The following is a 24,362-nucleotide window of genomic DNA, read 5'->3' as shown; positions in this document are numbered from 1 at the left end:
GCCTTGAACACACGCCGTTACTCGTTTGCGGGTGTGATGCAGGCGGAATCTCCGACGTGTGCTGCTGACTCACCCTGTCTGGCCTGAGTAGTGGGTCTACGCGGCCGCGACGTATCCGACGAGCGCGAGCGCGACGCACGCGATGAGGATGCCGACGCCGTTCAGCGCGGCGGACCAAGCTCGGCGGTCCAGCGCCAGACGCACGGTCTCGATGCTCGCGGTGCTGAACGTCGTGTAGCCGCCGAGCACGCCGATCGCGACGGCCTCGCCCCAGAGCGTCGGCGCACCGCGGCTCATCAGCCCGGTGACGATGCCGAGCGCGAACGACCCCGTCAGATTGACGAGCGCTGTGCCCCAGGGGAATCGGGCGCGCACCCGTGCAGGAACCGCGTTGTCGACGAGATAGCGGAGGGCGGATCCGACGCCTCCCGCGAGCGCGACGACTACCACGGTGAGCGCGTTCACGACCGCACCTCACGCTTCTGCGAGACGCGCCTGGCGAGGAGGATCCCGAGAACCGACGCTACCGCCCCGAGCAGCACCGTTCCAACCGCGTAGAGTGCGGCCGTACCCGCGCGCCCATCGTGGATGAGCAGCGCTGAATCGGTGGCGAGCGTGCTGTAGGTCGTGTAACCGCCCAGTACGCCGGTGCCGAAAAACAGCCTGGCGATCCTGCGCCCGCCCGTGTCGGAGCCGCGCAGCGCGAGCGCCTCGAGAAGCACGCCGAGGATGAAAGCGCCGGTGAGGTTGATGAGGAGGATCCCGACCGGCACACCCCCGGCCTTCGGGATCGCCTCGCTCAGCAGGAACCTGGCCGCGGTGCCGAACACGCCGCCCGCGCCGACCAGCAGGGCAGCGCGAAGGTGTTGCGCGAACCCGGGGCTCGGGGGAGCAGTGGCGCTCGGTTCGATTTCCATGGAACCTCCTCGCCTTCGAGTATGCCCCTCGTGAGCGTCGAACTCTGACGCGCCCGTCGGCGAGGGAGTCCCGCTCGCCAGACAAAAGAATCCCCGGTGCGCATTGCACCGGGGATTCATATTCGGGGTGGCTAACGGGACTTGAACCCGCGACCACCGGCACCACAAGCCGGTGCTCTACCGACTGAGCTATAGCCACCATGCTGTCCTTACCCACCGGAGCGGATCAGGCAACCCCACAATCATAACGCATAGCCGAGGTGCGTTGCCAATCGCGTCCCCTCTGGGGGATTTTCGGCGTGTTGCAGGGGAGAGGGCCCGCGCTACTCCGAGCGCTGCACGAGATCCGTGTACAGCTCGCTCGCCCGCTTCGCGAGTTCAGCAGCACCCGCCTTGTCAGGCCCCGGCTGTGCCACCATGGTCGCGTCACGGAAGTAGGCGAGCTCCTGAATCGACTCCGCGATGTCCGCGAGCGCTCGATGTCCACCGCGCTTCTCGGGGGCGCCGAAGTACGCGGCAGGGTACCAGCGGCGAGCGAGCTCCTTGATCGTCGACACGTCGATGCTGCGGTAGTGCAGGCGCTCCTCGAGCGTCGGCAGGTACTTCGAGATGAAGCGGCGGTCCATGCCGATCGTGTTCCCGGCGACGAGCGGCCGGCGCCCTGCGGTGACGAAGCGCCCGAGGTACTCGATCACCTGCGCTTCGGCGTCTGCGAGGCTCGCGCCCTCCGCGATCCGCGACAACAGCCCCGACTTCTCGTGCATCGAGCGCACGAAATCGTTCATCTGCGCGAGCGCCTCTTCGCCGGGGTTGATGACGATCTCGAACCCCGGGTCGAGCGGCTTGAGATCGAAGTCCGTGACGATGATCGCGATCTCGCAGAGCCCATCGGCGTCGACGTCGAGCCCGGTCATCTCGCAGTCGATCCAGACGATCTGCTCTGCTGGGGTGTTCGACACGCTTGCTCCTCGCTTCTGCTGCTTCGCGCGGGCGCTGACCCGCATCGTTGCAGTCTACTGCGGCGGTTTTTGGAAAGGCCGGGCGCGCCAGGCTGATGCGGTACGGAGTGCAGGATCGCGGTAGGTCGACGCCGTCCCTCCGCGACGGCCCGTCCGCGCACACCGACTAAACTGGACGCTATGGCAGTGCTTCCCATCGTGATCTCCGGCGAGCCCGTGCTGCATCGCCCCGCGGCCCCCGTCACCGAGTTCGATACTGAGCTGCGAACGCTCGTCGACGACATGTTTGAGACGACGGTCGCCGCTCCCGGAGTGGGTCTCGCAGCCCCTCAGGTGGGCGTGGGCAAGCGCATCTTCGTGTGGATCTACGACGACCAGGACGAGGCACCCGAGCGCGGGGTCGCCATCAACCCGGAGTTGTGGATCACTCCCGCGGATCCTGGCCTCCCCGACGAGGACGAGGTCGAAGGCTGTCTCTCGTTCCCGGGGGAGCGCTTCGCCCTTCGCCGTTCTCCGCGCGCCCTGCTGCGGGCGCAGGACATCGACGGAAAGCGCTTCGAGATCACCGCCAGCGGGTGGTTCGCGCGCATTTTGCAGCACGAGTACGACCACCTCAACGGCCTGCTGTATGTCGATCGACTGGTGCACCCGGAGAATCGCGGGGCGCAGAAGGCCCAGCGCAAGAACGGCTGGGGTAAGCCGGGCCTGAGCTGGATGCCGGGCGTCGACGACCTCGAAGGTTAGCGCGTCGATCTGACGGTGCCTCGAGATTGCGTCGCAGTGCCGACATTTCCCGGCAGTCTTTGGCAGACTGATGCCATGAGCCTGCACCTCACTGATGATCCCGCCGCCGACAAGCTTCTTTCGGAGAACCCCCTCGCATTGCTTATTGGAATGCTGCTGGATCAGCAGATCGCGATGGAGGTCGCGTTCGTGGGTCCGCTCAAGATTCAGGAACGTGTGGGCGCGGTCGACGCGGAGAAGATCGCGCAGGCGGATCCCGAAGAGTTCCTCGCCGCCTTCAAACAGACTCCTGCGGTGCACCGCTTTCCGGGGTCGATGGCCACACGCGTGCAGACGCTCTGCCAGACCATCGTTGACGAGTGGGGCGGAGACGCCGCAGCACTCTGGACCGAAGGCTCGCCCGACGGCAAGACCGTGCTGAAGCGCCTGCGCGCGCTCCCCGGCTTCGGCGAGCAGAAGGCGAAGCTCTTCCTCGCGCTGATCGGTAAGCAGCTCGGGTTTTCGGGCGCCGGTTGGCGAGAGGCCGCGGGCGCGTACGGCGAGGAGGGCTCGTACCGAAGTGTCGCCGACATCACATCGCCTGAGTCGTTGCTCAAGGTGCGCGAGACGAAGCGGGCCGCGAAGGCTGCGGCGAAGCGCGGATCGGGGGCGTAGCGGCGTGCAGGGGAAACTGGGGGAGCCGGCAGCATCGGAAACGCTGCCGAACGGGGCTGCTGCGTTCACCACGTCTGCGGAGCGCGTTGTCGCGTATCTGCAGAAGCACACGCCGCTGACGGACTGGTCCGTTTCGCGCGTTACGAACGGCGAGCAGATCCACGTGCACGTGCAGGAGACTGAGGTGATTTCGTCGGGTGCCCGTATCAGTTGGGATGAGTCGTTCTGCAGCCGAATGTCGGCGGGTGCGGCTCACGTCGTGCGTGATTCCCTCGCCGACCCCGACTACTCGGACCTTCGCTTCGCGGAGCGGATCGGCTCGTACGCCGGGTACACGATCCATGACGACCGTGGTGAGCTGTTCGGCGTGCTGTGCGGAGCGCGTACGACGCCGCTTGAGACCGAGGAGACGATCGACGAAGAGCTGATCCGCCTGCTCAGCGAGCTGCTCTCCACGCAGCTCGAGCTCTCCCGCCGGATCGACCGCGAACGGCGGAGCATTGCCATCGCTGATGCCCTCGCGCACTCGGATGCGCTCACCGGCCTGCTGAACCGGCGCGGTTGGGATCGTGTAGTCGCGGATGCGCAGGAACGCGTCGATGCGTTCGGAGATCCGGTCGCCGTCGCGATCCTTGATCTCAACGGGCTGAAATCAGTCAATGACAGTATCGGCCATTCTGCGGGCGACGGGTTGCTCGAACGGACGGGTGTAGCGCTGAAGGAGGCTGCGGGCCCCGAGCATCGGGTGGCGCGGATCGGCGGCGACGAGTTCGCGATACTCGCCAATGGCGTGAGTCCGCGTCAGGTGCCGGAGCACTTCGAGCGCTTCACGCGCCGGCTCGAGGCAGCGGGAATCTCGGCGTCGCTCGGGGGAGCTGCGTCCATGCCCGGGCGAGTCACGCTGCGCGAGGCGATCGATGTTGCCGACGCCGAGATGTATGCACGAAAGCAGGCGGCGCGCGCTTCCTAGGGGTCGGTGCTAAGCGAGCCTTGTGAGGCGACGGCACTGGTCGACAAAGCTTTGCTTTGGCGGAATGAGTGCCCCCGGCAGGATTCGAACCTGCGACCAACGGATTAGAAGGCCGTTGCTCTATCCACTGAGCTACGGAGGCGCCCTACGAGCGTACACCGAGACGAGCAGGCGAATTGCGCAGCCCACCGACTGAGGTGGTGCCCCAATTCCTGCCAAGCGCACTGCGTGCGAAATGTGCCGTCGCCCCATCGGAACTTCCGCACCACACCCGTGACCAGAACACCGCTCCGCAATTCGCGCTAGCGTTGCACGTGCTGTGCTCACTGCCCGTCCGGCGGCAGACTGCGATGCGCAGCGAAGAAAGAAGGCGTTACAGCGTGTCAGGTTCGAGGCAGCGGCTCCCGTTCGAGGTGTGGGCGCTCGTCGCCGGCGGGTTTACGGTTGCGCTCGGCTACGGCGTCGTGGCCCCAGCGATTCCGCAGTTCGCGCTCGAGTTCGATGTGTCGGCGTTCGCGGCGTCGGCGATCGTCAGCGCATTCGCCCTCATGCGGCTCGTCTCTGCACCGCTCGCGGGATGGGTGGTCGACCGCCTCGGCGAGCGGCGCACGTACATCATCGGGATCCTCATCGTTGCCGTCTCGACGGGCGCCGCGGCACTCGCCGGCGATTACGTGCAGTTCGTCGTGCTGCGGGGCGTCGGCGGTATCGGTTCGGCGATGTTCACGGTTGCCGCGACCGCCCTGCTCATCAAGGTCAGCCCGCCCGCGGCGCGGGGACGAGTCGCGAGCGTGAACGCAGCCGGATTCCTGCTCGGTGGCTTGCTCGGCCCGGTTCTCGGTGGCGCTGTCGCGGTCTTCGGGCTTCGCGCGCCGTTCGTCTTCTACTTCGTGATGCTCATCATCGCCGCGAGCGTCGTCGCTATCGCGCTGCGCACATCGACGCACGCCCGACGCGCCCCGCGCGGCGCCGAGAAAGCGGAAGACGAACTCTCGTTCCGCGCGGCCCTCCGCATTCCCCAGTACCGCACGCTGCTCCTCTCGGTCTTCGCGTTCGGGTGGTCGTCGTACGGCGTGCGCGTATCGGTGATCCCGATCCTCGTGGCCGTGACCTTCCACGGCGACGCGACGCTCGCGGCGTGGGTGCTCGCCGCGTACGCCGCGGGCAACGCGATCCTCATCTTCCCGTCGGGACGCTGGAACGACACGATCGGCCGAAAGCCGCTGCTCATCACCGGGTCCGTGATCCTCGCCGCCGGGTACGTAGCGTTCCCCGCCGCGCCGCACATCTGGGTGGCGATCATAGTGATGTTCGTCGCGGGGGCAGGATCCGCACTCGTGAATCCGGGTCAGCAGGCAGTGCTCGCAGACATTCTGGCCCAGCGACGGGGCGGCAGCGTGGTCGCCGCCTACTCGATGACGAGCGATCTCGGCGGGGTGCTGGGCCCGTTGGTCGCCGGAGCGATCGTCGACGCGGCGGGCTTCGGATGGGCGTTCGGAGTGACGGCGGCGCTCATCGCGCTCGCGGCGGTAACGTGGGTGCTGACCCCCGCGACGCACCCGCCTCGCGACCTCCCGGCCGCCGAAGCTGCAGTCAAGCGCTAACCGTCATCAGCGAGTCCGCTGCCAACATACAAATATGTGCAATTGCGGCTGTGTTGAACGCGGATCGTGTGTTGAACGCGGTCGAAGGCGGTTGAACGCGTGACACAAGTCCCGAATGCACGCCAACCCGCCGCCTACTCGAAGCGGTTCACCATCGCGTGGGCCGCGCGCTCCACATAGTCGCGGAACGCTGCGTCGTGCATCGGAGGCAGCGCGACCTCGTCGAGGGCTGCGAACATGTGTTTCAGCCAGCGGTCCCGCGCGTCCGGCGTCACCGCGAAGGGCTGATGCCGCATGCGGAGGCGCGGATGCCCCCGCCGCTCCGAGTACGTGGTCGGTCCGCCCCAGTACTGCTCGAGGAACGCCTGCAGCCGCCAGGTCGCGCCCTCCCAATCAGCATCGGGGTACATGGGGGAGAGCACCTCGTCCTCGCGCACCCCGCGGTAGAACGCCTCCGCGATGCGGCGAAACGTCTCGGTACCCCCGACCTGCGACCAGAGCGTCTCGGTTACCGCGTCCCCGCCCTCGCCCGAGCGAAGTGTGAGCCGCGGCACGGGCGTCGGCCCCGGCGCGGACCCGGCGGAGCTCGAGCCAGAGTCGGGGCCGGAGCCGGGCGTGAGCGGAATGTTCGTCATGCGGTGCCTCCTGGGGGCCGGGGGAGTTCGTCGGCGAGCGTGATGTCGTGCTCGCGATACGTGCGGCGCAGTTCGGCCCGGATACCGCGCTGCACCTCCCACTGCGCTTCGGGCCGTGTACGCACGGTGAGCCGCAGGGTCGCGCGATCACCGTACACGCTCTCGAGGCCGAGAAGCTCGGGTGATCCGGTGACTTTGCGCGCGTAGCGCTCGGAACGCAGCAGTTGGTTCGCCGCCTCGAGGGTGACGTCGGAGACGTGTGCGAGATCCTGCCGGGCGTCGACCGTGATGTCGATGACGGCCTGGCCCCAGCCCTGGGAGGCGTTACCGAGCGTGAGAATCTCGCCGTTGCGGATGAACCACAGCGTGCCGTCCATCGCGCGCACCTGGGTGACTCGGATGCCGACGTCCTCCACTGTTCCGCTGATCGCGCCGATCGTCACGATGTCACCGACACCGAGCTGATCCTCAAACACCATGAAGATGCCGTTGAGGATGTCCTTGACGATGTTCTGCGCGCCGAAGGCGAGTCCGGCGGCGACGATTCCCGCTGAGGTGAGGAGCGCAGCGAGGTTGACGCCGAGCTGGCCGAGAATCAGGATCAGCGCGATCACGACGATGGTCCACGTGATCACGGCGCGCCCCACGGTTCCCAGCGTCCGCGTGCGCTGCACCGCCCGAGCGCTCACGTAGGGAGCAGCGCGGATCTCGGAAGTCGCGTCGACGTCCTGCGCCTTCTTCACGCCGCGCACCACATGTGTGACGGTGCGCATGAGGAGGCGGCGCAGCAGCCAGTTCAGGAGCACCGCGAAGATCACGATCACCGCGATCGTGAGCGGCACCTGGTAGGTGATCAGGAACGTGTGAAACGCGTTCCCGACCACCTCCTCAACGCCTTCGCCGTCGTCCATGGACTACGCCTCCTGGTCGGCCGCCTGCACGCGCAGTGCGCGCTCGACGCCGGCGAGGTGCTCGCTGACCATGCGGCGGAGCGCTGCCGGTGCCTCCGCGTTGGCGCCCAGCCAGGCACGCGTCGCATCGGTCAGTGCCTCGTTCGCGAGTTCGGCCGGGAAGAAGCCCTCGACGAGCTCCTCGGCGATCGCGTAGCTCCGCGACTCCCAGACGGGGAGCAGCGCGCCGAAGAAGCGCTCGACGTAGGGCTCGAGTAGCGCGAGGTCGTGCGTGCGCGTGAAGCCCGCGGCCGTCGCCCGCACGATCGCGTTCGGCTTGTCGGCATCGTCGAAGACCGACGCCCAAGCGCGCGCCTTCGCGTCGGCGGTCGGCAGCGCCGCACGAGCGTGAGCGGCCGACTGGTTGCCAGTTGCGGTGCGATCCTCGTCCTGCCGCGCAGCGATCTGCTCCTCGGTAGCGCGACCGCCAGCGGCGAGCGAGACGAGCAGCTCCCACCCGAGGTCCGTATCGATGTCGAGACCGTCGAGCGTGAGTGCACCGTCGAAGAGGCCCTGCACGGTGTCGAGCTGCGCGTCGGTGCGAGCGAGCTGCCCGAAGGACTTCACGAACTGGAACTGACGGTCGGAGTCCGGTTCCGCGTTCACGGCGAGCTGCCAGAGCGCATCGGCGACGCGCTCGAGCGTGGTGTCACGACGATCACGCGCGACGTAGCTCGCGGATGCGAGGAGCAGCTGACCGAGCAGGGTGCGCAGCGTGGTGGAGGCCGACTCGCTGCCGACGTGCGCGAGCACGATGTCGATGAAGCGGCTCGCGGGGAACTCGCCGTCGCGCGTCGCATCCCACAACGTGCCCCAGAGCAGGGCGCGGGTAAGCGAATCCTCCGCGCTCCCCAGGTGCTCCGCGGCGGTCGCGAGCGATCGCTCATCCAGGCGGATCTTCGCGTACGTGAGATCGTCATCGTTGAGCAGCAGCAGCGCCGGCTGCTCAGTGCCCACGAGCTCGGGCACCTCGGTGCGCTCGCCGTCGACGTCGAGCTCGATCCGCTGCGTCCGCCGCAGCACGCCGTTCTCGACCGCATAGAGTCCCACAGCAATGCGGTGGGGGCGGATCGTCGGGTACTCGGCGACCGCGGACTGCGCGATCTCGAAGCTCGCGTACCGGCCCTCGTCGTCCAGCTCGAAGACGGGCCGCAGGGTGTTCACGCCCGCGGTCTCGAGCCACAGTTTCGACCACCCGGTCAGGTCGCGCCCGCTGCGCGCCTCGAGCTCGGCCAGCAGATCCGTCAGCTCAGTGTTGGAGTGATGGTGCTTCACGAAGTAGTCATGCACCCCCTGCATGAACGGCTCGCGGCCCACCCACGCGACGAGCTGCTTCAGCACGGAGGCGCCCTTCGCGTACGTGATGCCGTCGAAGTTCACGAGCACGTCTTCGAGGTCGCGGATCGGGGCGACGATCGGGTGCGTCGACGGCAGCTGATCCTGCCGGTACGCCCACGACTTCTCGGAGGCGACGAACGTCGTCCAGCACTCGGTCCACTCCGTCGCCTCCGCAACCCCGAGCGTCGACATGTACTCCGCGAACGACTCGTTCAGCCACAGGTCGTTCCACCATCGCATCGTGACGAGGTCGCCGAACCACATGTGCGCGAGTTCGTGCAGGATCGTGACGACGCGACGCTCGCGCATCGCGTCGGTCACCTGGCTGCGGAAGACGTACGCCTCGGTGAAGGTGACCGCACCCACGTTCTCCATCGCGCCCATGTTGTACTCGGGCACGAAGAGCTGGTCGTACTTGTCGAAGGGGTAGGGGTAGTCGAACTGCTCCTCGAAGAACGCGAAGCCCTCGCGCGTCTTGTCGAAGATGTAGTCGGCGTCGAGGTAGGGCGCGAGCGACTCGCGGCAGAAAACGCCGAGCGGGATCGTGCGGCCGTCGCGGCTCGTGAGCTCCGAGCGCACCACGTGGTACGGGCCCGCGATGAGCGCCGTGATGTAGCTCGACATCACGGGAGTCGGTTCGAACGTCCAGGTGGAGATCGCCTGATCCGCCCAGTCCGCACCCTGCGCTTCTGCGCGCGACCCCGCCGAGACCGGCTCTGGTGTCGGCTGGTTGCTGACCACCTGCCAGCGCGCGGGCGCCGTAATCGTGAACCGGAACGTCGCCTTCAGATCAGGCTGCTCGAAGACCGGGAACATGCGTCGCGAATCCGGCACCTCGAACTGCGAGTACAGGTAGACCTCGCCATCCGCGGGATCGACGAAGCGGTGCAGGCCCTCGCCCGTGTTCGTGTAGCGCTGCGTCGACTCGATCCGCAGCACGTTCTGCTCAGCGAGGGTCGGCAGCAGGATCCGCGAATCCTCGAACACGACAGCGGGGTCGAGCGCGTCGCCGTTCAACTCCACCCGCTCCACCGACTCGGCAATGAGATCGATGAAGGTCGCCGCACCGGGGGTACCCGTGAAGTGCACCGTCGTGACCGCGCCGAAGTGCTGCGCACCCCGCGTGAGGTCGAGCGCCACCTCATAACGATCGGTCGAGACGACTGCGGCGCGCTCCTGCGCCTCCGCGCGGGTGAGGTTCGTTCCTGGCACTGATGCTCCTGACGATCGGGGATACGTAATGCACCCAGACTAGGCCCGGGACTTATCAACGCGCTCAGAGCGGGGCGGTGCGTTCGATGCGGAAAGCCGCCGCGCTCGCCGCAGTGTCGGTGGGCGCGCGTAGAGTGACGATCATGGCTCGCACACTCGGATCTTCGGACCTCGTCGTCTCCTCCATCGGCCTCGGCTGCAACAACTTCGGGAGGCCGGGCAGCCCGACCGAGGGCCAGAACGGCACCGACGCGGTGATCGGCGCGGCGATCGACGCCGGCATCACGCTCTTCGACACGGCCGATCTGTACGGCTACGCGCACGGGCGCAGCGAGGAGATGATGGGGCGCGCGCTCGGCGCACGCCGCGACGAGATCGTGCTCGCCACGAAGTTCGGGCATCCCGACTCGGGCGCTCCCTATACCGGGAAGCGCGGGTCGCGCGAATACATCCGGGCCTCGGTCGAGGGGTCGCTGACGCGGCTCCGTACTGACCGGATCGACCTCTACCAGATGCATATGCCGGATCCGGAGACCCCGATCACCGAGACCCTTGCCGCGCTCGACGAGCTCGTGGAGGAGGGCAAGGTGCGCGCGTACGGCCACTCGAACTTCTCTGGTGAGCAGATGCGGGAGGCAGCGCGGGCCGCGCAGCAGCTAGGCGCCCGTCCCTTCATCTCCGCGCAGAACGAGCTGAGCCTCGTACAGCGGGCGGCGGATCGCGAGGAGGTTCCAGCCGCCCGCGAGCTCGGGCTCGGCTTCCTCCCGTTCTTCCCGCTCGCGAACGGGCTCCTCACCGGTAAGTTCGCGCGGGACCGCTTCCCCGCGGACAGCCGCATCATGCGGCAGCGCCCGCACATCGCGGAGGACGCGGACTGGGACGCGCTCGACGCGTATCGGGAGCTCTGCGCCGAGTGGGGCGTCACGATGCTGGAGGCGACTCTCGGCTGGCTGCTCGAACACGAACCGATCTCGAGCGTGATCGCCGGAGCGACCTCCGTCGAGCAGGTGCGGCAGAACGCCACCGCGGGGGAGCGCTGGCGCCCCGATCACGCTCAGCGCGAACGCATCGAGGAGCTCTTCCCGGTGCCGACGGGCCGGAAGTAGGCTGAGCCGCATGAGTATCGAAACGTCAGCAGCAGTGACATCCCCGGCCGTCTCCGAGTCGCCCGCCGTGGAGTTCTGGTTCGACTCGATCTGCCCGTGGTGCTGGATGACGAGCCGCTGGCTTTCAGACGTTGCTGAGCAGCGCGGCTTCATGGTGCAGTGGCACCCGGTGAGCCTGCAGGTTATCAACGAGGGCAATGACGTCGGGGATCACGCGGCAGGCATGCGTCAGGGTCACCGACTCGGGCGGGTCGCGGTGGCGGTGGGTCGGGAGCACGGCGCCGAGGTCGTCGGCAAGCTGTACACGGAGTTCGGCACCGCGATCCACCCCGGTTCGCGCAGCGACTTCGACGGGATCATCGCTGACGCGCTCGAGAAGCTCGGCCTCGACGCAGGGTTTGCAGCGGCCGCTGACGACGAGCAGTACGACGAGGAGCTGCGTGGGAACAGTGCGCACGCGCTGGAAATCGCCGGCCCGGACGTGGGGGTTCCGGTGATCTCGGTGAACGGCGTCGCGTTCTTCGGCCCCGTGGTGACGCCCGCGCCCCAGGGCGAGCAGGCGCTGCAGCTGTGGGACGGAATCGTCGCCGCCGCGAGCGTGCCGGGCTTCTACGAGCTCAAGCGGGGCCGCACGAAGGGCCCGCAGTTCTAACGCGCTGAGTTGCTGCCGTAGCGTGCGCGTCGGCGTCGCCCCGGCCGCGCGCCGCTGACGGCAACCGCACCGATAGAATCTTCGCCATGCGTATTCACGTCGCCACTGACCACGCCGGACTCGAATTCAGCCAGCAGTTGCAGGATCATCTGCGCGCCGAAGGGCACGAGGTGATCGATCACGGACCCGCCGAATACGATGCGCTCGACGATTACCCGTCGTTCTGCATCAACGCGGCTGTCGGGGTCGCGCGTGATCAGCGGGACGGGGTCGAAGCGCTCGGCGTCGTATTCGGGGGCTCCGGGAATGGCGAGCAGATGGCCGCGAACAAGGTGGTCGGCATCCGCGCGGCGCTCGTCTGGAACGAATCGACCGCGGCGCTCGCGCGCGAGCACAACAACGCGAACGTGATCTCGATCGGTGCGCGTCAGCACGACGTCGCCGACGCGATCCGCTTCATTGACCTCTTCATCGCGACGCCGTTCTCGGGCGACGAGCGCCACGTGCGGCGGATCGGGCAGCTCGGCGAGTACGAGCGCACCCGGGAGATCGTCGGCAAGCAGGTCGACAGTCTGTAATGCCTGAAGGCACCAAGCCGCTTCATACGAAGCATGGCTTCGCGCGGCGTATGTGCCGAGGCCGCCCTCGGCCTCGGTTGATCGAAATGCACCAAGCCGCTTCAGGCGAAGCATGGCTTCGCGCGGCGAACGTGCCGAGGCCGCCCTCGGCCTCGGAGAGTGAAATGAGCGAGTAACGATGCCTGAAGGCACCAAGCCGCTTCAAGCGAAGCATGGCTTCGCGCGGCGTATGTGCCGAGGCCGCCCTCGGCCTCGGTTGATCGAAACGGGAGCACATGCCTGAAGGTCATTCCGTCCACCGCATCGCCCGGCAGTTCGCGGTCAATTTCGTCGGCACCGCTCCCGAGGTGTCGAGCCCGCAGGGGCGCTTCGCGCAGGGCGCGGCACTGCTGAGCGGTCGCGAGATGCTCGACGCGCGCGCCGTGGGCAAGCAGATGTTCCTCGAGTTCGCGGGCGACCACTGGCTGCGCGTGCACCTCGGCATCTATGGTGCGTGGGACTTCTCCGGTCAGGTGCGGGTGCACCCATCGATCCAGATCCACGGGCAGACTCCGGGTCACTCGAAGCTCGGACAAACGGGGGAGTACTCGCGCCCGGACCGCCCCGTCGACCGCGACGCCGAGGACTCGGTGACCTCGATCGGAGCCCCGCGCCGCGTGCGCATGGCCGAAACCGATCGCGCGACTACGGAACCGACAACGTTCCCGCCCGAACCGGTCGGTCAGGTGCGCGTGCGCCTGCTGAACAACCTCGTGTGCGCCGACCTGCGTGGTCCGACCGCCTGCGAGGTGCTCACACCGGGCGAGGTCGATGCCGTCGTGCAGAAGCTCGGCCCCGACCCCGCGAACGCGAACACCCCCGCGGAGCGCGAGCGCTTCGTGGAGCGGGCGCTGCGGAAGAAGACACCGATCGGGCTCGTGCTCATGGATCAGTCGGTGATCGCGGGCATCGGCAACGTCTACCGGGCAGAGATGCTGTTCCGCGCAGGCCTGGATCCGCACACCCCCGCGAACACCCTAGACCGCACGGTGCTCGAGGCGCTCTGGGACGACTGGGCGCACCTGCTCGAAATCGGCATCACGGTCGGGCAGATGATCACTATCGACGGGCTCACCGGAGACGCCTACCAGCGTGCGCTCATGGATCGCGACGAGCGCCACTCGGTCTACAAGCTCGAGGGCACGCCCTGCGCGCGGTGCGGCACGAACATCTCGCTCGAGGAGTTCGGTGCCCGCAAGCTCTACTGGTGCTCGGGCTGCCAGACCTGACGCAGTCAGGTGAACGGCCATTTCTGGCCGTTCATGCAGCCCCCGGTGCCGTCTCGGCGCCGGTGCAGCGCGTTGCTCAGCGCACGCGCGTGGCTGTCAGACCTAGACCGCGCGTAGCCGGGAGTAGCGGGCACGCTGGCCTTAGCCACCCGATCGTGCTCCAGCACACGCGATCCTGCCCCTGCGATGCTGTTATGGCCAGATCTTCTGTTGAAGGCGGATCGTGCGATCCTGACTGCGCGCAGCGATCCCGAGAAGTGTGGCATAATTGAACCTTGTGCCACGGTGCGGCACTGCCGCGAGGGTCCGCACGAACCGTGAGCCTCTTACTTCAGTACTTTTCGATATCCGCGTTCCGACTTGCGGCGGGCGCAGAGAGTAGACAACCATGCAGAAGCTTGACCTGGTCGATGCCGCGTCGCTCAAGAGCGACATCCCCGATTTCCGCGCCGGCGACACCGTCAAGGTGCACGTGAACATCGTCGAGGGTAACCGCTCGCGTGTTCAGGTGTTCCAGGGCATCGTCATTGCTCGCCACGGCGAGGGCGTCCGCGAGACCTTCACCGTCCGCAAGATCAGCTTCCAGGTGGGCGTCGAGCGTAAGTTCCCGGTGCACTCGCCCGCGATCGACAAGATCGAGGTCGTGAGCCGCGGTGACGTGCGTCGTGCGAAGCTCTACTACCTGCGCGGCCTCACCGGCAAGAAGGCGAAGATCAAGGAGAAGCGCGAGGTCTAAGCCCCGCTTCTTACCGACGTGCCACTGGCATGCGGCTTTCAGGCTCCCCCCGGGAATAGGGTGGGAGCCTGAAGTGTCTAATGCGCGGCGCGTGCCCGCACGTTCCCAACGACAGGGGCCCTACATGAGTGAAGCCGAGGCGACCGCCTCTTCGCGACACACCCGTCGAGGAGGTGTCATCGGTTTCCTCCGTGATCTGCTCGTCATCATCCTGATCGCGGTACTCCTGTCGTTCTTACTCAGGACGTTCTTCGTGCGGAGCTTCTTCATTCCGTCGGAGTCGATGCAGCACACGCTCGAGATCGACGATCGCATCCTGGTGAACCAGTTGGTGCCCGAGCTGGTGCCGGTGCATCGCGGCGACATCGTCGTGTTCAAGGATCCGGGCGGCTGGCTGCTGCCCCGTGGCACCGAGCCTCCCCGCGGCTTCGCGAAGTTCCTGCAGTCGATCGGGCTCGCCGCAGACACGAGCAACGAGTACGTCGTCAAGCGCGTCATCGGCGTGGGCGGCGACCGGGTCGCCTGCTGCGACGCGCAGGGGCGCATGACGGTGAACGGGGTGCCCCTGACCGAGCCGTACATCGTGAAGCCGGAGGGCGAGGAGCGCGCCTCGGCGATCGACTTCGACGTCACGGTGCCCGAGGGGTCGCTCTGGGTGATGGGCGACAACCGCTATCAGAGCAAGGACTCGCGCTACAACCAGGATCAGCCGGGCAGGGGCTTCGTTCCCGAAGACGAGGTTGTGGGTCGCGCCTTCGTGCTGAACTGGCCGCTCGATCGGTTCACGTGGCTCGGCTCACCGAAGGGAACCTTCACGGGCGTCGACGCCGCGAAGGAGAACTGAGTGACCGGGGTGATGGCGCCGGCGGGTGAGCGGCGCGCGGCACCGAGAGCGGCGAAGGATCCCTCGCCCTCGAAGGACCCGACCCTCGAAGCGGAACTCGCGTATTTCGCCGCGGGAGCGGAACTCGTCATCGGGATCGATGAGGTGGGACGCGGCGCGATCGCGGGGCCCGTCGCCGTCGGCGTGCACGCCGTGGTCGCCGGCACGATCGCGTTCCCGAAGGGCCTCAGGGACTCGAAGCTGCTCAGCGAGAAGCGCCGCGATGTGCTTGCACCGCTTGTGCACGCGTGGGGCGCCGGCGGCGTCGGATACGCGAGCGCGCAGGAGATCGACGAGCGCGGGATCACCTCAATGCTCGGAGAGGCCGCGCGCCGAGCACTGTTGCAGCTCCGAGCGACCGGGGTGGCGGTGGAGCGCGCCGTGATCCTGCTCGACGGCTCCCACGACTGGCTGTCGCCGGTGCTCCGCGCACCCCTCGACGTGTGCACCCGGGTGGGGGCGGATCGCGAGTGCGCGAGCGTGGCCGCCGCCTCAGTGCGGGCGAAGGTCGCACGCGACGCTCTGATGCGCGAGGCGGACGAAGCGCACCCAGAGTACGCGTGGGCGTCGAACAAGGGCTACGGTGCGCGCGCCCACTACGCGGCGATCGAGACAGTGGGGCTCACCGAACTCCACCGCCACACCTGGATCAAGCGCGGTAGTCTGAACGGGTGAGTTCGCAGGTTACCGACGTGTTCGCGCCCATCGGGGTGTTCGACTCGGGCGTCGGAGGCCTCACGGTCGCGCGAGCGATTCGCGACCAGCTGCCCGGCGAGTCGATGATCTACATCGGCGACACCGCTCGCACGCCCTACGGGCCGCGGCCGATCGCCGAGGTGCGGCAGTTCGCGCTCGAGATCCTCGATGGGCTCGTCGAGCAGGGCGTGAAGATGCTCGTGATCGCCTGCAACACGGCCTCCGCCGCAGTGCTGCGCGACGCGCGCGAGCGTTACGACGTGCCGGTCGTCGAGGTCATCGGGCCGACCGTGCGGAGCGCCGCAGCGATCACGCGGAACCAGCGGGTCGGCCTCATCGGCACCCAGGGCACGATCCAGTCGCGCGCGTATGACGACCTCTTTGCAATGCGCCCCGAGATCCGCCTCACCTCCGCGGCCTGCCCGCGCTTCGTTGATCTGGTGGAAGCGGGTGAGACCAGCGGACCGCTCGTGCACGAGATCGCCGAGGGGTATCTCGCGCCGCTCGTCGCCGAGGGCATCGATACGCTCGTGCTCGGCTGCACGCACTACCCCTTTCTGCGCGGTGCGCTGCGTCAGGTCGTGGGACCCGACGTCGCACTCGTGTCCAGCGACATCGAGACGGCGAACGAGGTGTTTCAGGTGCTCACGGAGCGCGGGCTGCTGCGCCCTCCGAATTCCGGTGAGCCCGAGCTGCGCTACGAGGCGACCGGCCCGGACACGGCGAGCTTCGTCGAGCTCGCGCGGCGCATGCTCGGTATCGGCATCGACTCGGTCGACCGAATCGAGACGGGCGCGATCCGCCTGCCGGGTTGATGACCCGAGGCTGGAGGGCCCGGCGCGGCCCTTGCCCGCTACTTCTGGCCGAACCGCCAGAACGAACCGCCTGAACCAGTTTTTATTTCACCAGCAAGCCTTTCGGCTCAACCGCAACGGGAGCACCACATGACCGAGACACTTCGCACCGACGGGCGCACCCCGCAGCAGACACGCCCCGTCACGATCGAGCGCGGATGGAGCGCTCAGGCCGAGGGCAGCGCGCTCATCTCCTTCGGCGCGACGAAGGTGCTCTGCACCGCGTCGTTCACGCCGGGCGTGCCGCGCTGGCTCATGGGCAAGGGCACCGGCTGGGTCACGGCCGAGTACTCGATGCTGCCCCGCTCGACGAACGAGCGCATGCAGCGGGAATCGGTGAAGGGCAAGATGGGCGGACGCACCCACGAGATCTCGCGCCTCATCGGGCGCAGCCTCCGCGCGGTCATCGACACCCAGGCCCTCGGTGAGAACACGATCGTGATCGACTGCGACGTACTCCAGGCCGACGGCGGCACGCGTACCGCGTCGATCACGGGCGCATTCGTCGCTCTGGCCGACGCCCTCGAGTGGGCGCGGGCGCAGGGCCACATTGCGAAGAAGGCGCAGCCGCTCACCGATAGCGTCTCGGCGATCTCAGTGGGCATCGTTGACGGCGTGCCGCTCAGCGACCTGGCGTACGTCGAGGACTCCCGCGCTGAGACCGACATGAACGTCGTCGTGACGGGATCGGGCGACTTCGTCGAGGTGCAGGGCACCGCCGAGGGGGCGCCGTTCAAGCGTGCGGAGCTCGACGCGCTGCTCGACCTCGCGCTTGCGAGCAACGCTGAGCTCGCCGAACTGCAGCGGGCGACACTCGCGGAAGGACGCTGATCATGGCAACCGTGGTGCTCGCATCGCACAACGCGCACAAGCTCGAGGAGCTGCGACGAATCCTCGGCCCGCTGATCCCCGGCATCGAACTCGTGGGTTACGACGGCCCCGAGCCGGTCGAGAACGGACTGAGCTTCGAGGAGAACGCGCTGATCAAGGCGCGCGCCGCTGCCGCTCACACCGGGTTGCCCGCGATCGCCGACGACTCCGGCATCGCGGTCGAGGTGCTCGGCGGCTGCCCGGGAATCTTCTCCGCTCGCTGGGGCGGGCCGGCTCGCGACGATCGCGCGAATGTCGATCTGCTGCTCTGGCAGCTGACCGACGTCGCTGATGAGCATCGCGAGGCCGGCTTCGTGTGCGCGGCGGCGCTGGCGCTTCCGCCAGAGGCGGACGCGGACGCGGTGGAGGCGGGCGTGGACACGGCAGATGCGGACGCGGATGCAGCGGAGTCGGACGCGGACGGGGCAGCGCGCGACACCGACACCGACACCGATGCCGCGATCGCTCCGCGCGAGATCTGCGAGCTGGGCGTCTGGCCCGGTCGGGTGCTGCGTGAGCCCGCGGGGGAGCACGGCTTCGGATACGACCCGATCTTCCAGCCGGAGGACGAGACGCGATCCGCCGCCGAACTGACGAGCGCCGAGAAGGACGCCCGATCGCACCGCACGCGCGCGTTCACCGCACTCGCTCCGGCGATCCGCGAGCTCGTCGGCACCGAGGGAACGGGTGCCGGGGAAGCACACACTGCGGAAGCAAGCGCCGGGGGAGCCAGTACCGCGGAAGCAAGCACCGCGGAATAGGCACTGCGAAAAACGCAAGAGACCCAGCGCGAGCAGCGCGCCGAAGACGTCGGCTTGTGCGGCCCCATGGCCCGAGCCCGAGTGCCCCGAGCGGAAACCTCGCACCGAGGTCCGCGACGACGCGGCACCCAACACACGAGTGACATCATTTCGACATCAGAGATGGAGACCACACGATGAGTGCAACATCGCCGGGTGGCTTGGTGCGCCCGGATGTGACCGAGGCCGACGCCGTAACGATTGCTCGCGAGTGCTACGGGCTGGAGGTGACCGCAACCGAGCTGGGCAGCAACCAGGATCGGAACTTCGCCCTCACCGAGCCCGACGGAAAGCGGAGTGTACTGCGGGTAGATAACCCGGTATTCGAGGATGACGCCAGAGAGTCGCAGCACGCGGCGCTCGAGGCCTATCGCGAGGCGGGCGTCGCCGCTGCAGCGGTGCTGCCGGGCCTCGACGGGAAGCTGACGCAGCGGTGGAACGGGTTCGCGGTGCGCCGGAGCGAGTTCGCGGCGGGGGAGCCGATGGTCGATCTCGGCTACTTCGCCCCCGTCGTGCTTCAGGAGTTCGGTGCACTCGCGGCCGCGTCGGTCAACGCGCTCGCTGCGCTCTCGCACCCCGGGCTCGGCCGCGCCCACATGTGGGACATGCGCGTCGCGTTCGACGAAACCGTGCAGCTCGCGCCCTCGATCGACGACGAGGAACTGCGGGAGCGGGTGCTGCTGGCGGCGAGGGAGGCGTGGAGCGCCCTGACGCCTTTGGTCGACGCGCTGCCGGTGCAGGCGATCCACGGCGATCTCACCGATGACAACGTGATGGGGCGTCGCGCGGATGACTCGCGCGTGCACCCTGCGACCGTGCTCGATCTCGGCGACCTGTCGTACGGATGGCGCGTCGCCGAACTCGCCGTCACCGCGAGCTCGCTCCTGCACCACGAGCCCGAACGACCGCTGCGGCTGCTCGACACGATCAGCGCGTTCCACGCCGACGCGCCGCTATCGGCCGCCGAGGCGCGCGCGGTCTGGCCGCTGGTCGTGCTGCGCGCGGCCCTCCTCGTCGCGAGCGGCTGGCGCCAGCTCGAGATCGACGGTGACAACGAGTACGCGCGCGAGCGCACGGATGGGGAACAGGCGATTTTCGACGCAGCCACCTCGGTGCCGCTCGCCGAGGTGACGGAGCAGGTGCTCGCGGTGCTGGGGTTCGCCGGGGTGCCTCACGGTGATGGACTGCGGCTCACGGCGGTGCCGCGCGTGGAGCGCGCGAGTGGGCAGGCGGGCGAGACGGGCTCTACGCGCGCGGTCGAGACCGGCCCTGCCGATCCGCTCCGCACCCTCCTTCCCGCGCTCGAGGGATCGGTCGCGATGATCGATCCGGGCGTCGAAGCAGAGGATCTCGCCTCGGGCGCCTGGCTCGCGGACGACGCGGAGGCGGCGCTCGTTGATCGCGCTCTCGAAGCCGGCCATGGTGCGGCCGTGCTGCCCTACGGAGTCTTCCGTCTGACGCGCACCGAGATCGACAGCGCGGACGCCGGGGACACCTGGCCGATCGCAGCCGAGGTCTGGGTGGCGCCGGGCGAGGAGCTCTCCGTCGTCGCTCCCGTCGGCGGCACGGTCGCGGCCGCGACGGAACAGGGCCTGCTGCTCGAGCTCGCTGACGGCTGGCTCCTCGCGATCGATGGCGCCGGATCGCGTGTCGCCGACGGCGCCACCGTCGCGGGCGGAGAGATCGTCGCGTCGCTTGCGGTCTCGACCGATCCGCGCCCGCTCGCCATTACGCTGTGCCGGGACCACGCGCTCGAGGGGGCGGAGCCCCCGATCCTCGCCGTGGAAGAACCCGAGCCCGGCCGTGCGCCGCTCGTCGCTCCCGAGCGCGTGGCCGCCTGGCGCCGCCTCACGCACGACCCCGCCGTGCTGCTCGACCTCCCGAGCCTCGCGCAGCACGACGAGGCCAGCGACGAGCTGACGCGACGCGAGCAGATCTTCGCGAGCGCGCAGGAGCGCTACTACGAGCGCCCCATGCAGATTGAGCGGGGCTGGCGGCACCACCTCATCGACACGACCGGTCGCTCATACGTCGACATAGTGAACAACGTGACCGGGCTCGGCCATGGGCACCCCGGCGTGGCCGACGCCATGAACCGCCAGATCCGCCTGCTGAACACCAACTCGCGCTTCCTCTACCGCGAGCTCGCCGAGTACAGCGAGCGCCTCCTCGCGCTGCTGCCCGAGGGCTCGGGGCTCGACACGGTGCTGCTCGTCAACAGCGGATCCGAGGCGGTAGATCTTGCGCTGCGCCTCGCGCAGGCCGCGACCGGGCGGAAGACCGTTGTCGCGCTGCGGGAGGCGTACCACGGGTGGACGATGGCGTCGGACGCCGTCACGACGAGCGCCTACGACAATCCCTTCGCGCTCGAGAACCGACCCGAGTGGGTGCACGTCGCCGACGTGCCGAATCGCTTCCGGGGCACCTACCGCGGCGACGACACGGGCGCGCAGTACGCCAGCGACCTGGGTCGCGACCTCGATACGCTCGCGGCCGAGGGGCGCGACGTGGCCGGCTTCATCTGCGAGTCGGTGCTCGGAAACGCGGGCGGCGTGCTGCTGCCCGACGGATACCTCGCGGAGGTGTACGAGCGGGTGCGAGCGGCCGGTGGTCTCTGCATCGCCGATGAGGTGCAGGTCGGCTTCGGGCGCATGGGGTCGAGCTTCTGGGGCTTCGAGCAGTCGGGGGTCGTTCCCGATCTGATCACGATCGCGAAGCCCATGGGCAACGGGTTCCCGATCGGCGGGGTCATCACGTCGAAACGCGTCGCCGACGCGCTCGCGACGCAGGGCCAGTTCTTCTCGTCGGCGGGCGGCAATCCGCTGAGCTGCCGCGTCGGGCTCGCGGTGCTCGACGCGATGGAGCAGGAGGGGCTGCAGGAGAACGCGCGGGTTGTCGGTGAGCGGCTCGCGAGCGGCTTCCGCGCGCTCGGGGAGCGGCACGATATCATCGGCCCGGTGCACGGCGAAGGGCTGTACCTCGGGGTCGAGTTGGTTCGGGATCGCGGCACGCTCGAACCGGCCACCGCCGAGGCAGCGGCGATCTGCGAGCGCCTGAAGGAGCTCGGCGTGATCGTGCTCACGACGTCTGAGCGTTCGAACGTGCTCAAGGTGAAGCCGCCGCTCTGCCTCACCGCGGAGAGCGCCGAATTCGTGGTCACGACGCTCGATCGGGTGCTCACCGAGGGCTGGTAGGCCGGGTGGGGCGCGTGGCGCCCCACCGATCCGCCCCGTGGTGGGGCGCGTGGCGCCCCACCGATCCGCCGCCTTGCATCGATGCGACGCAAGTGGGCGTTTCGCGCTGCCCAAGCGGCTATTCGCGTCCCATCGCCGCGCATTGCCGACCTCGTCAAGCCGTTTACCGCGACGACACTTGCGCGACCCGGTGGTGACACTCGTACGCCGCGAGCGCGACATGCAGCGCTGGTGTGATGAATCCGACACTGCCCCGACTGTGAAGGACCTGTGGTGCCCAAACTCATACACATTAGAAATGCGGCTGTGACGCTCGGCGTCGCGTCGATCCTGCTCTCCGGTTCGACGGCCGCGGTTGCGGCGCCCGGAGCCCCAGTTCCAGATGACACGGCCGGAGCTGCCGACGCCGCGCCGGGTCTCGTGATCAATGAGATCGAGACCGACGGGACCCCCGACTGGGTCGAGCTCTACAACGCCGGCGATGCGGATCTCGACGCGTCGTCGTTCGTCGTGCGCGACCGCGAGAACGGCGTCGAGAAGGTCATCCCAGAGGGGACCACGGTGCCCGCGGGCGGCGTGTACCTGCTCGAGGGCGACGACGTCTTCAAGTTCAAGAAGAACGACCGGCTGAGCCTGTTCTCGACGGACGAGACGCTGCTCGATGCGTACGAGTGGGGCGACTTCCATCTGAGCACCTGGGGTCGCGTGCCGAACGGCACCGGCGATTTCGTGCAGCTCGCGGAGAAGACGCCGGGCGCGCTGAACCCTTCGGGTGCGGCCGAGGAGCCGGGGGAGGAACCCGGCGAGGAGCCGCAGCCAGAGACCCAGCCGTGGCAGAACATCCGCCTGAACGAGGTGACGTCGGCGAACGACGACCCGTATCACGACGCCTACGAGCTCTTCAACAGCGGCGAGGTGGATATCGACGTTGCCGCCTGGCTGCAGAGCGACAGCGGCAGCACCCCGGCGCCGCTCGACGCGCCGAACGGCACGATTGTTCCCGCGGGTGGCACGCTGGTGCTGCTCTCGAATCAGGGTCTCAGCAGCGACGGCGACTCGGTGAAGCTGTTCCTGGCGGACGGCACGACGCTCGTCGACGCGGTCTCGTGGAATCAGATGGACGCGCAGCCCGGTTCATGGTCGTTCTGCACGATCGACGGCGTCGACGGCTGGGCGCACACCGAATACGACAGCTGGGGTGAGGCGAACGACGAGTCGTGCGCATCGCGCATCATCGATCCGCACGACCCCGCCGGCGAGGTCGACTGCCAGACCGAGCCGCCGAGCGACCTCGGCGAGGCACTCGCGGGCGGAGTCGCGTGGCCAGGCAGCCAGGACTGGCGCGTCGCGGACGAGCTGTGCCAGTTCAACTCCGCTGTGTCGGGCCAGGACGTCTCCGGACTCGACATCGACCCGAACGCTCCCGATGTCATGTGGGCGGTCAAGAACAAGAGCCATGTGTATCGCCTCGTGAAGCAGGGCGAGCTCTGGGTGAAGGACACTGCGAACGACTGGGCCGAGGGCAAGAGCCTCGTATTCCCGAGCGGTGAGGGCCAGCCCGACACCGAGGGCATCACGGTCGGCGCCGACGGATTCCTCTACATGACCACCGAGCGCGACAACCTCAATAAGAAGGTCGCCCTCGAGAGCGTGCTGCGCTACGACCCGAGCGAGGCCGGCACCGTGCTGCACCCGACCGCGCAGTGGGTTGTCACCTCCGACTTCGCAGACGTCATCGACCCCGCGAACGGCGACGACTCGAACCTCGGCTTCGAGGCGATCACGTGGGTGCCCGACGCGTTCCTCGTCGAGCACGGTTTCGTGGACCAGAACACCGGTGAGGCCTATGACCCCGCCGACTACCCGGGCCATGGCACGGGGCTCTACTTCCTCGGACTCGAGAAGAACGGGCACCTCTACGCGTACGCACTGGGCGAGGGCGGCTCCAGCGCCGAGCGCGTCGCGACCGTCGATTCGGGAATGCCGCGCATCGCCGACGCCCAATGGGATGCGGACGCGCAACGCCTCTGGGCGGTCGCCGATGACAGCGTCGGCGGATCCGCCACGCTGCTCGAGCTCGGCGCCTCGGGCGAGTTCGCCGTCGATCGCGTCTTCGACCGCCCGACCGGCCTCGCGAACCTCAACCTCGAGGGCTTCGCGATCGCGCCCGACGCGACGTGCGTCGACGGTGTGAAGGAGGTCGTGCGCTCGGACGACGGCAATAACGGCGGGCACTCGCTGTGGACGGGCACGATCGCGTGCGACTTCCTCGCGGGCGGTGCTGGTGGCGGCGGTGCCGGCGCTGGTGCCGGTGCCGACGGTGGTGCAGATGGTGCTGGTGCGGTCGGCGGCGGATCGGCGGCTGACCCCGCGCCCGTCCTCAACGACGCAGCGCCGGGAGCCGCGAGCACCGCGAAGACCGGCGCGCTCGCGTCCACCGGCAGTGATGCTGCAACGCCGGCGCTCCTCACGGGAGGTGCCGTGCTCCTCCTGCTCGCGGGCGCCGCCGCGTTGACCGCTCGGCGCCGCCGCGCGTAGCCACCGAGCGAAGGCGCACGTAGCGTCGCGGACCCCGCCTGCGCGAAGGCGCACGTAGCGTCGCGGATCCCGTCTGCGCGAAGGCGCACGTAGCCTCGCGTACCCCCCCCGAGACCGAGTGTCTTTGCCGAAACTGAGCCTCTTTTACCCGCGAAGACGCTCGGTCTCGGCGAAGACACTCGGTTTCGGCGTTCGTAGGATCGG

At 68.3% G+C, this 24,362-nt stretch carries 22 protein-coding genes and 2 tRNA genes; 16 read left to right on the top strand and 8 right to left on the bottom strand.

The features are described from left to right. Positions 1 to 96: 96 nt before the first annotated feature. The 4 genes from WFH00_RS05570 to orn form a co-directional block, all read right to left on the bottom strand. The gene (locus WFH00_RS05570) at positions 97 to 465 is read right to left on the bottom strand and encodes a fluoride efflux transporter FluC (protein WP_336659665.1); all 369 of its coding nucleotides are present in this window, start codon (positions 463 to 465) and stop codon (positions 97 to 99) included. Next, positions 462 to 917: a fluoride efflux transporter FluC gene (locus WFH00_RS05565; protein ID WP_336659663.1), complete on the bottom strand. Its 456-nt coding sequence runs from the start codon at positions 915 to 917 to the stop codon at positions 462 to 464. Before WFH00_RS05565 ends, WFH00_RS05570 begins: the two co-directional genes overlap by 4 nt. A 126-nt stretch (positions 918 to 1,043) precedes the next feature. Further along, positions 1,044 to 1,116, bottom strand: a tRNA-His gene (locus WFH00_RS05560). A 124-nt stretch (positions 1,117 to 1,240) separates the two neighbouring features. Then, on the bottom strand, positions 1,241 to 1,876 hold the full coding sequence (orn, locus tag WFH00_RS05555; RefSeq protein WP_336659662.1) for an oligoribonuclease: 636 nt from the start codon (positions 1,874 to 1,876) through the stop codon (positions 1,241 to 1,243). Between the two features lie 180 nt (positions 1,877 to 2,056). Between orn and def the strand changes: the two genes are divergently transcribed. The 3 genes from def (at position 2,057) to WFH00_RS05540 (ending at position 4,244) form a co-directional block, all read left to right on the top strand. Next, positions 2,057 to 2,620 carry a peptide deformylase gene (gene def / locus WFH00_RS05550; RefSeq protein WP_336659660.1) on the top strand — a complete coding sequence of 188 codons (564 nt, stop codon included), beginning with the start codon at positions 2,057 to 2,059 and terminating at the stop codon, positions 2,618 to 2,620. 75 nt (positions 2,621 to 2,695) lie between these two features. Beyond that, positions 2,696 to 3,274 (top strand): HhH-GPD-type base excision DNA repair protein, encoded by a 579-nt coding sequence (locus tag WFH00_RS05545; protein ID WP_336659659.1) that lies wholly within the window; start codon positions 2,696 to 2,698, stop codon positions 3,272 to 3,274. 4 nt (positions 3,275 to 3,278) lie between these two features. Continuing rightward, entirely contained in the window at positions 3,279 to 4,244 is a 966-nt protein-coding gene (locus tag WFH00_RS05540; RefSeq protein ID WP_336659658.1) for a sensor domain-containing diguanylate cyclase, read from the top strand. A gap of 69 nt (positions 4,245 to 4,313) precedes the next feature. On the opposite strand, the gene WFH00_RS05535 is transcribed toward WFH00_RS05540, so the two are convergent. Further along, a tRNA-Arg gene (locus WFH00_RS05535) sits at positions 4,314 to 4,386 on the bottom strand. 238 nt (positions 4,387 to 4,624) lie between these two features. Here WFH00_RS05535 and WFH00_RS05530 point away from each other — a divergent pair. Beyond that, positions 4,625 to 5,848, top strand: coding sequence for an MFS transporter (locus WFH00_RS05530; RefSeq protein ID WP_336659657.1), 1,224 nt, complete (start codon positions 4,625 to 4,627; stop codon positions 5,846 to 5,848). A 134-nt stretch (positions 5,849 to 5,982) separates the two neighbouring features. On the opposite strand, the gene WFH00_RS05525 is transcribed toward WFH00_RS05530, so the two are convergent. From WFH00_RS05525 to pepN, 3 genes are read right to left on the bottom strand one after another with little or no spacing between them, the layout of a single operon-like run. After that, positions 5,983 to 6,483: a globin gene (locus WFH00_RS05525; protein ID WP_336659655.1), complete on the bottom strand. Its 501-nt coding sequence runs from the start codon at positions 6,481 to 6,483 to the stop codon at positions 5,983 to 5,985. Beyond that, positions 6,480 to 7,394, bottom strand: coding sequence for a mechanosensitive ion channel family protein (locus WFH00_RS05520; RefSeq protein ID WP_336659653.1), 915 nt, complete (start codon positions 7,392 to 7,394; stop codon positions 6,480 to 6,482). Before WFH00_RS05520 ends, WFH00_RS05525 begins: the two co-directional genes overlap by 4 nt. 3 nt (positions 7,395 to 7,397) lie before the next feature. After that, the gene (gene pepN, locus WFH00_RS05515) at positions 7,398 to 9,983 is read right to left on the bottom strand and encodes an aminopeptidase N (protein ID WP_336659652.1); all 2,586 of its coding nucleotides are present in this window, start codon (positions 9,981 to 9,983) and stop codon (positions 7,398 to 7,400) included. A 143-nt stretch (positions 9,984 to 10,126) separates the two neighbouring features. On the opposite strand from pepN, the gene WFH00_RS05510 reads away from it, so the two are divergent. From WFH00_RS05510 to WFH00_RS05455, 12 genes are all read left to right on the top strand, one after another. Then, on the top strand, positions 10,127 to 11,089 hold the full coding sequence (locus WFH00_RS05510) for an aldo/keto reductase (protein ID WP_336659651.1): 963 nt from the start codon (positions 10,127 to 10,129) through the stop codon (positions 11,087 to 11,089). Positions 11,090 to 11,099: 10 nt separating this feature from the next. Further along, complete coding sequence (locus WFH00_RS05505) at positions 11,100 to 11,741, top strand: mycothiol-dependent nitroreductase Rv2466c family protein (RefSeq protein WP_336659650.1); 642 nt, start codon at positions 11,100 to 11,102, stop codon at positions 11,739 to 11,741. Between the two features lie 86 nt (positions 11,742 to 11,827). Further along, entirely contained in the window at positions 11,828 to 12,319 is a 492-nt protein-coding gene (locus WFH00_RS05500; RefSeq protein WP_336659649.1) for a ribose-5-phosphate isomerase, read from the top strand. Positions 12,320 to 12,594: 275 nt separating this feature from the next. Further along, the gene (locus tag WFH00_RS05495; protein WP_336659648.1) at positions 12,595 to 13,587 is read left to right on the top strand and encodes an Fpg/Nei family DNA glycosylase; all 993 of its coding nucleotides are present in this window, start codon (positions 12,595 to 12,597) and stop codon (positions 13,585 to 13,587) included. Positions 13,588 to 13,975: 388 nt separating this feature from the next. Further along, positions 13,976 to 14,323, top strand: coding sequence for a 50S ribosomal protein L19 (rplS, locus tag WFH00_RS05490; protein WP_336659646.1), 348 nt, complete (start codon positions 13,976 to 13,978; stop codon positions 14,321 to 14,323). Positions 14,324 to 14,447: 124 nt separating this feature from the next. Further along, positions 14,448 to 15,167: a signal peptidase I gene (gene lepB, locus WFH00_RS05485; protein WP_336659645.1), complete on the top strand. Its 720-nt coding sequence runs from the start codon at positions 14,448 to 14,450 to the stop codon at positions 15,165 to 15,167. A 12-nt stretch (positions 15,168 to 15,179) separates the two neighbouring features. Beyond that, the gene (locus WFH00_RS05480; protein ID WP_336659754.1) at positions 15,180 to 15,881 is read left to right on the top strand and encodes a ribonuclease HII; all 702 of its coding nucleotides are present in this window, start codon (positions 15,180 to 15,182) and stop codon (positions 15,879 to 15,881) included. Beyond that, entirely contained in the window at positions 15,878 to 16,717 is an 840-nt protein-coding gene (gene murI / locus WFH00_RS05475; RefSeq protein WP_336659643.1) for a glutamate racemase, read from the top strand. Before WFH00_RS05480 ends, murI begins: the two co-directional genes overlap by 4 nt. Before the next feature lie 129 nt (positions 16,718 to 16,846). After that, positions 16,847 to 17,587, top strand: a complete 741-nt coding sequence (gene rph / locus WFH00_RS05470) for a ribonuclease PH (protein WP_336659641.1) — start codon at positions 16,847 to 16,849, stop codon at positions 17,585 to 17,587. A 2-nt stretch (positions 17,588 to 17,589) separates the two neighbouring features. Further along, positions 17,590 to 18,387 (top strand): non-canonical purine NTP pyrophosphatase, encoded by a 798-nt coding sequence (locus WFH00_RS05465; protein ID WP_336659640.1) that lies wholly within the window; start codon positions 17,590 to 17,592, stop codon positions 18,385 to 18,387. A 176-nt stretch (positions 18,388 to 18,563) separates the two neighbouring features. Then, positions 18,564 to 21,620: an aminotransferase gene (locus tag WFH00_RS05460; protein WP_336659639.1), complete on the top strand. Its 3,057-nt coding sequence runs from the start codon at positions 18,564 to 18,566 to the stop codon at positions 21,618 to 21,620. A 273-nt stretch (positions 21,621 to 21,893) separates the two neighbouring features. Continuing rightward, the gene (locus WFH00_RS05455; RefSeq protein WP_336659637.1) at positions 21,894 to 24,158 is read left to right on the top strand and encodes a lamin tail domain-containing protein; all 2,265 of its coding nucleotides are present in this window, start codon (positions 21,894 to 21,896) and stop codon (positions 24,156 to 24,158) included. Positions 24,159 to 24,362: the final 204 nt, after the last annotated feature.

The organism is Leucobacter sp. USHLN153 (assembly GCF_037145615.1).
Classification (GTDB): Bacteria; Actinomycetota; Actinomycetes; order Actinomycetales; family Microbacteriaceae; genus Leucobacter.
This window is presented reverse-complemented; position numbering and strand designations above follow the sequence as displayed.